At 61.6% G+C, this 13,749-nt stretch carries 12 protein-coding genes and 1 riboswitch; of the genes, 6 read left to right on the top strand and 6 right to left on the bottom strand.

Annotation, left to right across the window (positions count from 1 at the left end; all coding sequences use genetic code 11):
- Positions 1-46: 46 nt before the first annotated feature.
- The 4 genes from QMK32_RS12020 to QMK32_RS12005 all read right to left on the bottom strand — a co-directional run bounded on the left by QMK32_RS12020 (position 47) and on the right by QMK32_RS12005 (position 4,494).
- A complete protein-coding gene (locus QMK32_RS12020) occupies positions 47-1,171 on the bottom strand; it encodes a glycosyltransferase family 4 protein (RefSeq protein ID WP_283475180.1) in 1,125 nt (374 codons plus the stop codon).
- A gap of 14 nt (positions 1,172-1,185) precedes the next feature.
- Positions 1,186-2,487 (bottom strand): peptidase MA family metallohydrolase, encoded by a 1,302-nt coding sequence (locus QMK32_RS12015; RefSeq protein ID WP_283475179.1) that lies wholly within the window; start codon positions 2,485-2,487, stop codon positions 1,186-1,188.
- 22 nt (positions 2,488-2,509) lie between these two features.
- A complete protein-coding gene (locus tag QMK32_RS12010) occupies positions 2,510-3,571 on the bottom strand; it encodes a C40 family peptidase (RefSeq protein WP_283475178.1) in 1,062 nt (353 codons plus the stop codon).
- Between the two features lie 365 nt (positions 3,572-3,936).
- A complete protein-coding gene (locus QMK32_RS12005; protein ID WP_269304049.1) occupies positions 3,937-4,494 on the bottom strand; it encodes a C40 family peptidase in 558 nt (185 codons plus the stop codon).
- Positions 4,495-4,510: 16 nt separating this feature from the next.
- Positions 4,511-4,674, bottom strand: a riboswitch (cyclic di-AMP (ydaO/yuaA leader).
- A 533-nt stretch (positions 4,675-5,207) separates the two neighbouring features.
- Here QMK32_RS12005 and QMK32_RS11995 point away from each other — a divergent pair.
- Both QMK32_RS11995 and QMK32_RS11990 read left to right on the top strand, forming a co-directional pair.
- Positions 5,208-6,938 (top strand): DEDD exonuclease domain-containing protein, encoded by a 1,731-nt coding sequence (locus QMK32_RS11995; RefSeq protein ID WP_283475175.1) that lies wholly within the window; start codon positions 5,208-5,210, stop codon positions 6,936-6,938.
- A 53-nt stretch (positions 6,939-6,991) separates the two neighbouring features.
- Entirely contained in the window at positions 6,992-7,267 is a 276-nt protein-coding gene (locus QMK32_RS11990; protein ID WP_283475174.1) for an Lrp/AsnC family transcriptional regulator, read from the top strand.
- Positions 7,268-7,294: 27 nt separating this feature from the next.
- Here the strand turns inward: QMK32_RS11990 and trpD are convergent, their stop codons facing one another.
- Both trpD and QMK32_RS11980 read right to left on the bottom strand, forming a co-directional pair.
- Complete coding sequence (trpD, locus tag QMK32_RS11985; RefSeq protein WP_283475173.1) at positions 7,295-8,368, bottom strand: anthranilate phosphoribosyltransferase; 1,074 nt, start codon at positions 8,366-8,368, stop codon at positions 7,295-7,297.
- 72 nt (positions 8,369-8,440) lie between these two features.
- Positions 8,441-8,926 (bottom strand): hypothetical protein, encoded by a 486-nt coding sequence (locus tag QMK32_RS11980; protein ID WP_283475172.1) that lies wholly within the window; start codon positions 8,924-8,926, stop codon positions 8,441-8,443.
- A 151-nt stretch (positions 8,927-9,077) separates the two neighbouring features.
- Between QMK32_RS11980 and ctaE the strand changes: the two genes are divergently transcribed.
- The 4 genes from ctaE to qcrB all read left to right on the top strand — a co-directional run bounded on the left by ctaE (position 9,078) and on the right by qcrB (position 13,601).
- Entirely contained in the window at positions 9,078-9,689 is a 612-nt protein-coding gene (ctaE, locus tag QMK32_RS11975; protein ID WP_269304059.1) for an aa3-type cytochrome oxidase subunit III, read from the top strand.
- A gap of 101 nt (positions 9,690-9,790) precedes the next feature.
- Positions 9,791-10,666, top strand: a complete 876-nt coding sequence (gene qcrC / locus QMK32_RS11970; RefSeq protein WP_269304061.1) for a cytochrome bc1 complex diheme cytochrome c subunit — start codon at positions 9,791-9,793, stop codon at positions 10,664-10,666.
- Entirely contained in the window at positions 10,663-11,847 is a 1,185-nt protein-coding gene (gene qcrA / locus QMK32_RS11965; protein WP_269304064.1) for a cytochrome bc1 complex Rieske iron-sulfur subunit, read from the top strand. The genes qcrC and qcrA overlap by 4 nt, the downstream gene beginning before the upstream one ends.
- Positions 11,844-13,601 (top strand): cytochrome bc1 complex cytochrome b subunit, encoded by a 1,758-nt coding sequence (qcrB, locus tag QMK32_RS11960; RefSeq protein ID WP_283475171.1) that lies wholly within the window; start codon positions 11,844-11,846, stop codon positions 13,599-13,601. Before qcrA ends, qcrB begins: the two co-directional genes overlap by 4 nt.
- The last annotated feature ends 148 nt before the right edge of the window (positions 13,602-13,749 follow it).

The raw sequence follows: 13,749 nt of genomic DNA, 5'->3' as shown, positions 1-13,749 counted from the left end.
TGTTCCCTTGTGTGCCGACCACGCGCACAAGGGAACAGGCCGCGGATCAGAGCAGGCCGCGCAACTTGTGCGCGAGAGTGTCCCAGCGCCAGTTCTTTTCGACCCACTCACGTCCAGCCGCGCCCATCGATGCAGCGAGCGCTGGATCGGACAGAATTCGGACGATCGCCTCGGTTATCTGCTCGACCGAACGACCATCCACTACAAGTCCGGTTTCGTCCTGCCGCACCGTCTCCGGTGCGCCACCGGACATGCCCGCTACGACCGGCACGCCGCACGCCGATGCTTCCAGGTAGACGATTCCCAGGCCCTCGACATCGAGCCCCCAGCCGCGAGTTCTGCTCGGCATCGCGAAGACGTCCGCGATCGTGTGATGCGCGGCCAGCTCCGCCGAAGGGACTGTGCCAGTGAAGATCACGTGTTCCTCCACGTCGCAGCTTCGGACCAGTCCGCGCAAGGTGCCCTCGTACGGCCCGCCACCGACGATGACCAGAACCGCACCGTCGATCGCTTCTCTGATTCCGTGCATCGACCGGATGAGAAAATCCTGTCCCTTGCGCGGCACCAAGCGGGACAGACACAGAATCGTCGGGCGATCCCCCAACCCGTAGCGGGCCCGAAGTTCTGCTCGCGCAGCGGAATCCGGCTTGAATTTATCGGTGTCGACACCCGGCGGCACATGCTCGAGCGCGGCCTGCGGACCGAAAGCCGACGCGAACCGTCCTCGCGTGTACTTGCTTACATACGTCACGGTGTCGACGGAGTTGCCGATCGCTCGTAGCGTTCCACGACCACCTGGAATCATCGACCATCCCACTTCGTGACCATGGGTGCTGGCGATGATCGTCTCTGCCCCAGCGCGTCTGACCACTGGAGCCATCACAGCGAGCGGCGCTGCAGCACCGAACCACACACTGTCACAATCGTGCGACTTCACAAGCCGCGCAGCTCTTCGCGCCACCAGCGGCGTCGGGAGCATCAATGTCGTGGGATGCCGAACTACCTCGTACGGCTGGCGTGCATCGAACGCGACATGACTATCGCCCCGCCATCGGGGGGCATACACCACCAGTTCTTCGGGTGGGAATCTATCCGCAATGCTCTGGAGGTAGGACTGAATACCTCCGGGACGCGGGGGAAAGTCATTCGTTACCAAGAGCGTCCGACCCATTGCACTACCGTAGGTCAGCTCGCATTCTGCGCAACCCAAGCCCCCCAGTCCGCGATGAACGTGTCGGGTCTCGACCCGACAGTCACTTCGAGACCCGCGCTGATCTCGGCGTCTGTGTGTGGACCGGTTGCCAACTGCGCGTAAAGATCTCGGAGCACCTGCTCGCCGTACCGCTCGGCGACGAACGCTGCCAGGGACCATGCGGATTCGTAGGCGAGGGTGGAACGGAGCCCACCTGTCGAGAAATCGGAGTCTGCCGGGAGAACCGTGGGCGGTCCACCTGCCCGGACTGCACGACTCAGGGTCGGCGCCAGCGTCGCGAAGTCGACACCCGATCCGCGATATCCCGAATAGTCCGCGAACCCCTCGAGCATCCACGTCGGGGATCCGTCGACGGTGTTCGCGCGAGCGGCGATGTGCGTGAGTTCGTGACGCAGGACCGAGCGAGTAGTGAAGTCGGTCAATCGCTCTGCGGCGGAGGGAGAGAAGATGACACGCTGCCCAGTCACCGGATCGCCGGGCACGACAAAATCAGAGACGGACACAGCCGCCACGTCCGGGCCTGCAACTCCCCCTGCCGAAGCGAGGAACTCGTCTGTGGAACTCGTCGTCACTACCAGCGTCTTGCGCGGCCAGTCGTCACCCACGAAGTCCGCCACTGCCTCGACCGCGGCCGGCAACTCGGTGGCAAGCCGAGAGGTGAGAAGATCCTGCTCTCGTTTTCCCAACACCATCGATGTTCCCCCGGCCGTCGCGATCGGCGTGACCGTCACCGGCCCGAAGTCCCACGGTCCTCGCCAGGTATGTCGGTCGATACCGGGTATGTCCGTGTCGGACACCAGTCGCCATCTGTCGTCGCGCTCGGCCACCAGCAGCGAGATGGGTCTGCGGGTCGGTAGATCATCCGGCCCGTCGACGCCATACCGAAGAACCACCGACGGCGCCCACACATCGGCGGCCCCCACTCGCTCGGCTACCTCGGACGGGACGGGCGTTTCCGGCTCGTCCACGATCTCGTAACCCCACTCGGACAGCGGCACATCCGAGAGGTTGGATGCGGTGCGGATCAGCGATTGCAGGAATTCAGGTGATGCTGCCGGGTCGACCAGAGCTTCGAGCGCGGCAGCGTCGTTGGACGAGACCGCATCCGCCCAATCCGCCAGAAGCTGTTCTACGCCAGCCTGACGCTGATCCTCGTACGGATTCGAAGGCATCGGCGGCGTCGACTCGGCCGGCGGGCCGGACGCTGTACACCCCGACACCCATACGAGGGCGCCGACGAGGACTGCCGCCAAAAAAGAGCGGCGGACAGTCATCGAGTGAACCAAGCTGGCGCTATCAGTACCGGCGCGCACCGTAGAACGGGAACGAAGCCATCGACTGAACCTTCACCGGCACACCGAACGTCGACGCATGCAGCACGTTGCCGTTGCCGGCATACAGGCCGACATGGGATGCGTCCGGATAGAAGAGAACGACGTCGCCTGGCTGAAGGCTCTTCTGATCGACTGGGGTTCCGCCGGCCGCCTGTGCCTGGCTGGACCGCGGAAGCGTCTTGCCGACCTGCTTGTAGGCCCACACAACCAGCCCTGAGCAGTCGAAGCCATCGGGCCCGGTAGCGCCCCAGACATATGGTTTACCTATCTGCGTCAAACCTGCCTGCAGAGCACCGGACCCCGACCCCGGAACCAAACCCGCGATTATCTTCGACAGGTCGAATCCTGGAGGTAGCGGGCTGCCTGCGTAGTCACTCCGTTCGGCGCCGGACAGCGCACTGAACGCCGCCATCACCTCTGCCGTTTGCCCTTGAAGTTCGCTCTGCTTGGCCTGCAGATCATCGCTGACCATCTTCGCCTGATCTGCAGCCGTGCGCGCCTCGTCTGCAGCTGAACGTGAGGCTTCCTCGGCCGCCACGGCATCGGACGTCGCCTGCTTGAACTGCCCCACCTGCCGGGAAGTCTCCGCGGAAATGATGTCGAGGGCCGACATCTGGTCCAGCAGTTGCTGCGGTGAATCGCTGACCATCACGGCGAACAGCCTGTTTGTCCGACCACCCTGATAGTTGACGTTGGCAACTTTGTCCACGGCGGGCTTCAGCTCGGCCAACGCCGACTCGGCGACCGCGAGCGCGCTCCGATGGGCCTCGACGGCGGCGTCTGCTTCACGCTGTACTGCGGTCTTGGCATCGAGATCTATTTGCGCGTTGTGCAGAGCTTCGGTCGTTTGCTCGGACTCACGCGCAAGGTCCGACAACCGCGTCTGAGCATCGGATGCGCTGTCTATGCCAGGTTGCGCCTGGGCTGTTGCGGCCGGCGCCACGAGTAGACACAGCGCACACGCTGCAGCGGCGAGGACGCTGCGCTTGGATCGGACAACGTTCTTGACTGTCGGTGTCGCCACAGAAGGTGACTCTCCGTTCTTGCAGGTGTGTCGATGAAGCAATGGCGCAGTGCAGATTTGCTGCGACGTTCGCTCACCAGTGCACAAACGACTGAAATGCGCATGATTGACTGAAAACAAACTCTACCCATCAGTTTCGTTATATGGGCGAGAATGAAGTCGGATACAGCGGAACTTTTCAAGCATTCGGACTTTTTACACAGTCGGGACTCGGCAAGATTACGGAATCGTCACACCTGTGTCCAACCATGACCGAATCAGCGGGCGGACACGCACGTCTCGAGACCTCCGAAACGACGAAACAGCATCAGGTCCGCGGCCGACGCGACCGGGTCCTGATGCTGTTTGCGCACCGATCACACGAATCAGTATCGACGAGCTCCGTCGAACGGCATCGACGACACCGGTGCAACCTTGACGGGAACACCTGAAGTGGATGCATGGATTACGTTGCCTCCGCCTGCGTAGATACCCGAATGCGACCCACCGTAGAAGGAGACGACATCTCCCGGCTGGAGATCGGACTGAGATACCGAAACACCAGCGGACGCCTGGTCGTAGCTCGTACGGGGCAAGCTGACACCGGCCTGCTTGTATGCCCACTGCACCAGACCCGAGCAATCGAACGAGTCAGGACCGGATGCACCGTAGACGTACGGGGAACCGACCTTGGACTCGGCGGCTTGCACAGCCTTCGCAGCAGGCGTGACCTGGGGAGCGATAGGTGCCGGTGCGCCGGGTAGCCCGGGGACGGCCGGCAGCGGGGGCATGCCCGGGATCTCTGGTATTTCGAACGTACCGACACCCGGGATCGTGATGGGGGCCGCCATTGCGGGGGCAGCGGGCAGGATGACCGCGCCGGCAGTGATCGCACCGGCTACGAGTATTCGACGCAATTGGCGGGTTGAAGTATGTGACGCCACGAGAGGTTGTGCTCCGTTTCTTCCACTCATCCGCCGACCGAGTTAGCTGACGGGTTCGGGCTGGGAAGATCAGCCCTACCCACCGTTCGCATAACTGCGATCCGGCGGGATTCACCCCAGTAGAAATCGGGTTCCCGGTACGGCCACTCTGTCGAGTGCCCGATTAGGCGGTGACTTGCGACGCCACTCCTGTCTGGACTGGCGAGACTCCGCAAGGTCTCAGGAAGGTTACGAAATGGCATAGCTCCGTGTCGACCCCAACGCGCCGAAGAGTCACGAATATCTGAAAATCGGACTACATCGCACGTAGATCCGCGCTTGAATCACAAGACGGTAACGACGAGCTTCGGGAAGCGTCGCCTGCTTCCACGACCAGACGTAAACGCGGGACGAGACCGACGTCTGCCAGAACCCCGATTGCGCCGAGTTCCGCCTGGTCGATGTCTATTTTCGAGCCTTCGTGACCGACTCCGACATCGACCGAACCGGCCGCTCCCGGAGGCCCCAGAAGGACAGTTACGACGCAGTCTCCGCACGCGATGTCGCGAACCCTGCAATCACTGCAATCCACAATCATGTGATCCTCGTCTCTTTCGTGTTTCAGCTCGAAATTTCGACCCGTTTCGGGTGAACGTACCGACGGGGTACGACACGCCTTCCGCTGAAGAGGCAACACACGATTCTGTCGGTACCGCCATCTACCGTCCTGTTTCGTGACTCTTCCGATCCAGCTGACGTTCGATGAACTGGACACACCGTTGCATCAGACGACTTTCGTGATCGTCGATTTGGAGACGACGGGTGGCAGCGCCGATACCGAAGCAATCACCGAAATCGGGGCGGTCAAGGTCCGTGGAGGTGAGGTGATCGGAGAGTTCGCCACACTCGTGGATCCAGGCCGGTCGATTCCGCCTTACATCGTCGAGCTGACCGGAATCACGTCCGCGATGCTCATCGACGCCCCGCGCATCGAGCGTGTACTTCCCGGCTTCCTGGAATTCGCACGGGGCGCAGTCCTGGTCGCCCACAATGCGGGGTTCGACACCGGTTTTCTCCGAGCCGCCGCCAGCCGACTGGACATCGCCTGGCCCAAGTTCCAAGTGTTGTGCACCGTCAAACTGGCGCGTCGTGTGCTCACCCGCGACGAGGCACCATCAGTGAAGTTGTCGGCTCTCGCATCGTTGTTCGACGTCGGCACCACGCCGACTCACCGCGCCCTGGACGACGCTCGCGCGACGGTCGACGTGCTGCACGCGCTGATCGAGCGCGTCGGAAATCAGGGTGTGCACAGCTACGCCGAACTCGTGGACTATCTCCCGAACGTATCCGCCGGACAGCGCGCGAAACGTTCTCTCGCGGCCCACCTCCCCCGAACCCCGGGGGTATACCTGTTCACGGGCCCCGGCAAGGAGGTTCTGTACGTCGGTACCTCGACCAATCTGCAACGTCGAGTCCGGACCTACTTCACCGGTTCGGAAACTCGCGGACGGATGAAGGAGATGGTCGGCCTTGCTGTCGATGTCGACTACGTGGAGTGTGCTCACGGCCTCGAGGCAGGCGTACGCGAACTCCGGTTGTTGAGCGCGCACATCCCGCCGTACAACCGCCGATCGAAGTTCCCCAAAAAGGGATGGTGGATCACCACGACGGTCGAAGCATTCCCCCGGCTTTCCATCGTGAGAACACCGACAGCCAGCTCACTCGGGCCCTTCACAGCGCGGAGTGATGCCGCAGACGCTGCAGCGCTCGTCTCCGAATTCGCTTCGATCCGTACCTGCTCCACTCGCATCCCACGCACCGGAACACACGGACAGAGCTGCCCACCGACCGCAGTAGGTGGTTGCGCGGCAGCGACAGCAGGTGTGCTGTCGTCCGACGAATACTCGGTTTATCCCACGCGATTCCACGCTTTGATCGACGGCGTCGACAACTCCATGCTGGACGCGGCGCGAGCACGGGTCGTACAACTCGCCGACACCGAGCTTTTCGAATCGGCAGCCCGTCTGCGTGATCGACTCACCGTTCTCGCCGACATGATCCGAAGAATGCACCGTCTCGCCGCGATTGCAGCAATCACCGAACTCGTAGCCGCCAGAAGAACTACGGAAGGAGGATGGGAACTCGCAGTGATTCGCAACGGGCGGCTGGCGGGCGCGGCTACCACCGCGCGTCGCGTGCACCCGATGCCGGTCGTGGAGGCCATCACCACCGCAGCCGAGACCGTCATCCCGGACACCACCACGTTGCGCGGCGCATCACCCGAGGAGGTGGGCCTCATTGCCCGGTGGCTGGACTCCGACGGCGTCCGCATAGTCAGGACCACCGACGGGTACGCCGAGCCGGCATACGGCGCTGGCGCGTGGAAAGACTGGTGCAGCATCTCTCGCGCCGCATCCCGTCACGAGTACAGCGCGCCGCCGTACCCGGACCGGCACGCACTCTAAGCTCGCGGGGAGTCGAAACGTACGCGTGTTCGCGCATTCAATGAGGGAGACCCATGATCCACGCCATTGTCATGATCGACGCCGAGGCAAGTGCCATACCTGAGACCGCGCAAGCAGTCGCGGACGTCGACGGTGTTTCGGAGGTCTATTCGTGTGCGGGAGATGTCGACCTGATCGCCATCGTCAAGGTCCGCGACCATCAGCAGATCGCCGAGGTAGTGACGCAACGGATCAGCAAGGTGGCCGGCGTCCTGAATACCGCGACGCACATTGCATTCCAGTCATATTCGAGCGCCGATATCGACGCGGGGTTTTCGATCGGCGAGTGAGGCACTTCCGCGCCTGAGCCGGTCGGATCAATCCAGCTCGTTCGACCGGGTCACCCATCGAGCCAGCAGTGCGGCTGCCGCACCTGAGTCGACAGCCTTCGTTGCGCGCACCAACCCTGCAGAAAGCGCACCGATGATGTCGCCGGCGTCGATTCCTTCGTCTATTCCGGCATGAGCAGTCAGTGCGGCTGCCGCGTTCAGCAGAACTGCGTCGCGCACCGGGCCGGTCTCTCCGGCTAGAACAGCGTGCACCACCCTCGCGTTGAACGCAGCGTCACCGCCTTTGAGCGCCGACAGCGGTTCGTAGTCGAACCCGAAGTCCTTCGGATCGATCGTGGTAGCAGTAACCGAGCCTCCGGAGACGACGTGCACGCTGGTCGTGGTGGACATCGTTATCTCATCGAGGCCGTCGTCACCGCGGACCACGAGAGCGCTCGTGCCACGGCCGGCGAAAACCCCTGCAACAACCGGCACCAAAGCTTCGAATGCGCACCCGATCAACCCTGATCGTGGCCGACCGGGATTGGTGAGTGGGCCGAGAATGTTGAAGACCGTCGGAATGCCGATTTCCTTCCGCGGCGGGCCTGCGAACCGCAGCGCGGGATGAAAGACCGGGGCGAAACAGAAACCGATACCTACATCGCGCACACTTTCGGCAACTCCACTCGGTCCGAGACCGAATTTCACTCCCAGCGCTTCCAGAACGTCGGTGGTACCGCTCTGCGACGAGGCCGCTCGATTCCCATGCTTGACCACTGGAGCACCCGCCGCGGCAGCCACGATCGCGGCCATCGTGGAGATGTTCACCGTATCTGCGCCGTCGCCACCGGTACCGACGACGTCCACCGATTTCGGTTCACTGTCGACGTGCGAGGCATGCGCGAGCATCGAGTCGGCGAGCCCTCCCACCTCGGCCGGAGTGGGCCCCTTCATCTTGAGGGCCACACCGAAGGCGGCAATCTGCGCGGATGTGGCGTGGTCGGACATGATCTCGTCCATCGCCCAAGCCGTATCGGCACTCGATAGATCGACCCACGACGTCAATGCCCCCAGAATGCTCTTCCAGGTCCTGCTCGACTCGTCGTTGATCGGTGTGGTCATCTTTTCCCGTGCCTTCCTGAACTGACGGCCATATCTCCGGCACCAGTGTGGCCCGACCGATGTGGCGAAAGCTTAGTCAGCGACACGGCCTGCGTCGGAATCAGGCTGCAGGGCGTCCCACCCCAGCACGAGTCCGCCGCGGCGTTGCGCGAGCCCAGCCATACGAGAACGCTCCTGTGAGCAGTGCAGCGCGTCCAGCACTTGAACGCGCTGCAGGATTATCGGAATTCCTCCATCGACGGCAGGCTGATATCCGGTGATCTCGGGCGCTTCCATCGTCATCGAACCGGGGGCCCGCTCGTAACCGTCCTGGGCAGCGATCGCCACCGCGTCGTCGATCATGTCCGGCGGCAGGATCAGGTGGTGCCGGAGGACTATCTCTTCGTCCTCAACCCATGCATTCTGCTGTGCGCCGCGTTCCAATGCCGCAGAACATGACTCGGCGTCGTCGAAGGACGATGCCACGACGAGCAAATCGGTCCTGTCGGGGTCGAGTGGGATCGACCGTGCGCGCGAAAACCACCGTCGGAACCAACCCGTCTTACCGTTCGTTGACATGAGGCAACCCTTCCACGGAGCCCTCACCCGAGCGCGACTGGTGCCGCCGACCAGCACCTCGACTGGGGAAAGAGTCTGTACCGATGGTCGCGACGCGCCAACACCGGACCCGGGTATGCAATCGGTACTACGGGCAGTCATACTTCTCTTTGTGACGAGCGCTGTAGGGACTCAGGGATCGGCAATCACCCAACGCGTGCACTCGCTGAACCGTCCTAATATGGTCAGCGTCGGCACCATAGTGTGGTTGTCGAGCGAACTAATGTTTTTCGCTGGACTTTTTGCGATGTACTTCGTCGCGAGGGCGCAGGCAGACGGCATCTGGCCACCGGAACCGACCGAGCTGAACCTCGGTCTCGCGGTACCGGTGACAACCGTTCTGATCGCATCCTCCTTCACCTGCCAGCTAGGCGTATTCGCCGCTGAGCGCGGTGACGTCTTCGGACTGCGACGCTGGTACATCATCACGTTGGTTATGGGGACGTTGTTCGTCGCCGGCCAGGGGTACGAGTACTACCACTTGGTGGAAGAGGGCACCACGATCTCTTCGAGCGTCTATGGCTCGGTCTTCTACATCACGACCGGATTCCACGGCCTCCATGTGATCGGTGGACTTATCGCCTTCGTCTTCCTGATCACGCGAACGCTGGTCAGTAAGTTCACGCCCGCTCAGGCAACAGCTGCGATCGTCGTGTCGTACTACTGGCACTTCGTCGACATCGTCTGGATTGCGCTGTTCGCGACCATCTACTTCATCCGCTGATGAATATCGGCAAAGCAAGTGTTTCGACTTCGTCGACAACAATGAACGTCAGGAATCAGCCCCAGGCGTTCAGTCCGTCCCGACACGACAAGGGATAGAAGATGAGCTCATCTCCCCCAGCATCACCCGGCGACAACACAGATATCCCGTCAGCCGGTTCTCCTTCAGCAGTGAAGAGTCGGCGGCAGCGCAAGGTTCGCCGCCGTGTGACAGGCGCAGTAGTACTCATGATGGGTCTCATCAGCGCGGGATTTCTTGCGTCGGCTCTGACCCCCACCCCACAGGTGGCGACGGCCGATCAGGATTCAGCCGCTTTGATCCGCGAAGGTAAGCAGTTGTACGACACATCGTGTGTCACCTGCCACGGTGTGAACCTGCAGGGTGTGCAAGACCGCGGGCCCAGCTTGATCGGTGTCGGTGAAGCCGCTGTGTACTTCCAGGTCTCGACGGGTCGGATGCCCGCGGTTCGTAACGAAGCGCAGGCTGAACGCAAACCGGCGAAGTTCGACGACAAGCAGATCGACGCGCTCGGTGCGTATGTCCAGGCCAACGGTGGCGGCCCGACCGTGCTCCTCGACAGCAACGGCGAGGTTGCGCAGTCTTCGCTTACCGGCGGTGATATTGCCCGCGGCAGCGAGCTCTTCCGTCTCAACTGCGCGTCATGCCACAACTTCACCGGCCAAGGTGGCGCCTTGTCCTCGGGCAAGTACGCACCTTCGCTCGGGCCTGCCTCCGAGCAGGAGATCTACACGGCCATGGTCACGGGCCCGCAGAACATGCCCAAGTTCTCGGACCGTCAACTGACGCAAGAAGAAAAGATCGACATCATCTCTTACGTGAAGTCAGCGCAGGATACGACTGCACCGGGCGGCTGGGGACTCGGCGGCTTCGGCCCGGGTACAGAAGCCCTTGCAATCTGGATCATAGGAATCGGTGCCGTTGTCGGCGCAACGTTGTGGATCGGAGCGAGGTCATGAGTGACGGTGATTCCGGACGCGCGGACGCCGGGCAGACCGGTGGGAACGATGTGGATGTGAACAGGAAGTATTCCGACGAGGAACTCGCCGGAATGACGCGTGACCAGCTGGTGAAGCTGGGCACCAATCTCGACCACGTCGATGTTGCATTCCGTAGAGATCGATGGGCAGTTCAAGGCACCCGCGCTGAGAAGCGCGCCGAACGCAACGTTGCGTTCTGGTTCGCTCTTTCAGGCGTCTCGGCTGTCGCATTCATCGCGATCTACCTGTTCTGGCCTTGGGAATATGCCGGAATCGGTGAAGAGAGCTACTGGAAGTACACCCTCTACACCCCGCTGATCGGCCTGACCATGGGTCTCGCGATCCTCGGTGTCGGTGTCGGCGCTGTCCAGTTCACCAAGAAGTTCATTCCCGAAGAGGTATCCATTCAGGATCGCCACGACGGATCTTCGTCCGAGGTGGATCGACAGACTGTCGTTGCCCAGCTGAGTGATTCGCTCGACACGTCGACCATCGGACGACGCAAGGTAATCAAGCGCTCGTTGTTCTTCGGCGGCGGCGCGCTCGGAATCATGGCCATCCTGCCCCTCGGTGGTCTGATCAAGAACCCGTGGGCCGAGGGTGACAAATCTCCTCTATGGGTCTCCGGCTGGACTCCGCGCTACCCTGGAGAAACGATTTACCTTCGGCGCGATACCGGTCGTCCCCACGACGTCGTTCTGGTCCGCCCAGAGGATATGGATGCCGGAGCCATGGAGACAGTATTTCCGTTCCGTGAGGCCGACCGCGACGACGATCACGCCTTGCTCAAATCGCTTCGTGGAATCCGCAACGCGACCATGCTTATCCGTCTCCGCTCTGAGGACACGGCCAAGGTCATCAAGCGCAAGAACCAGGAAAGCTTCAATTACGGCGACTACTTCGCCTACTCGAAGATCTGCACCCACCTGGGTTGCCCGACGTCGCTGTACGAGCAGCAGACCAATCGGATTCTGTGCCCGTGCCACCAGTCGCAGTTCGACGCACTCGAGTATGCCAAGCCGATCTTCGGACCGGCTGCTCGCGCTCTGCCGCAGCTGCCAATCACTGTTAACGAAGAAGGTTTCTTAGTAGCGGACGGGGATTACATCGAAGCCCTCGGACCCGCCTTCTGGGAGCGTAGACCGGAGACTGATTCATGAGTCCTTCACTGCAAGCCCTCGCTGCCAAGCAGGCCGACGACGTCGACAGTCGTTACCATCTGGCACCGGGCATACGTCGACAGATCAATAAAGTCTTTCCGACTCACTGGTCATTCCTTCTCGGCGAGATCGCGCTTTACAGCTTTGTGATCCTGTTGATCTCAGGCACGTTCTTGACGCTGTTCTTCGACCCCTCGATGAGCGAGGTCGAGTACAACGGCATCTACGAACCGCTCCGTGGCGTCACGATGTCTCGGGCATACGAAACAGCATTGAATATCTCGTTCGAGGTCCGCGGCGGTCTGTTCATGCGACAGATCCACCACTGGGCAGCACTGATGTTTGCTGCTTCGATCATCGTTCACATGATGCGTATCTTCTTCACCGGTGCGTTCCGCAGGCCGCGTGAAGCCAACTGGGTCATCGGCTGCTTGCTTCTCATCTTGGCGATGTTCGAGGGCTTCTTCGGCTACACGCTTCCTGACGACCTGCTGTCCGGCACCGGTCTTCGTGCCGCGTTCTCCGGTATTTCGATGAGTGTTCCTGTCATCGGAACGTGGTTGCACTGGTTGGTGTTCGACGGTGACTTCCCCGGCACGATCATCATTCCGCGCCTGTACGTCGCTCACGTTCTGTTGCTCCCCGCCATCATTTTGGCGCTGATCGCAGCACACCTCGCTCTTGTCTGGTACCAGAAGCACACGCAGTTCCCCGGACCGGGCCGCACCGAGACCAACGTCGTCGGCGTCCGCATCTTGCCGGTCTTCGCCGTCAAGTCCGGTGCATTCTTCGCCGTCACGTTCGGCATCCTTGCACTCATGGGCGGCCTCATCCAGGTGAACCCAGTCTGGAATATCGGACCGTACAACCCATCTCAGGTCTCGGCCGGCTCCCAGCCCGACTTCTACATGATGTGGACCGACGGCTTGGCACGACTGTGGCCCGCTTGGGACATCTACATTGCGGGTCGCTACACGATCCCCGCAGTCTTCGCTGTCGCGCTGATCATGGGTCTCGTCTTCACTGTGATGATCATGTACCCGTGGATCGAGAAGCGTCTTACCGGCGACCGGGCACATCACAACCTGCTTCAGCGTCCGCGCGACGTACCGGTCCGAACTGCGATCGGCGCAATGGTCCTGGCGTTCTACCTTGTCCTGACCATCTCATGCGTGAACGACATCATCGCTTACAAGTTCGACATCTCGCTCAACGCGATGACGTGGATCGGTCGAATCGGAATGCTGATTCTGCCTCCGATCGCGTACTTCGTTGCGTACCGGTTCTGCATCGGACTGCAGCGCAGTGACCGCACTGTTCTCGATCACGGCATCGAGACGGGCATCATCAAGCGTCTACCGCACGGTCAGTACGTCGAGGTCCACCAGCCACTCGGGCCGGTCGACAGCCACGGACACCCGATCCCGCTCGAATATCAGGGTGCAGCAATTCCGAAGAAGATGAACAAGCTTGGTTCTGCTGGAAAGCCTGGATCAGGTTCGCTTTTCCAACCAGATCCGGTTGCCGAGAGCAAGGCTCTGGAAGAGGCTCTCCACCATGGCGAGGTCGAGCAGCTGAACATGTTGAAGAACTATCAGCTCCAGCTCAACGGTCACTCGAACGGCAACGGTCACTCGAACGGCAACGGTCACCCGAACGGCAACGGAACCAACGGCCATTCGAACGGCCATGCCAACGGCAACGGCTCCGCGAAACATGCTGTCGATCGTGAAGACAGTGAGAGCGAGACCTAGAAGTTCTCGACGAACATGAAAAGGGCGGCACCCATCGGGTGCCGCCCTTTTTCGCGTCGAAAGCTGGCGACGCATGCGGGGGCGTCCCGAAGTCCGCCCAGGCTCGCATCAGGCGCACCCTCCCCTCCCCCGCCGGGCACAGGTCCAC

It is taken from the genome of Rhodococcus sp. H29-C3, assembly GCF_030063405.1.
Classification (GTDB): Bacteria; Actinomycetota; Actinomycetes; order Mycobacteriales; family Mycobacteriaceae; genus Rhodococcoides.
This window is presented reverse-complemented; position numbering and strand designations above follow the sequence as displayed.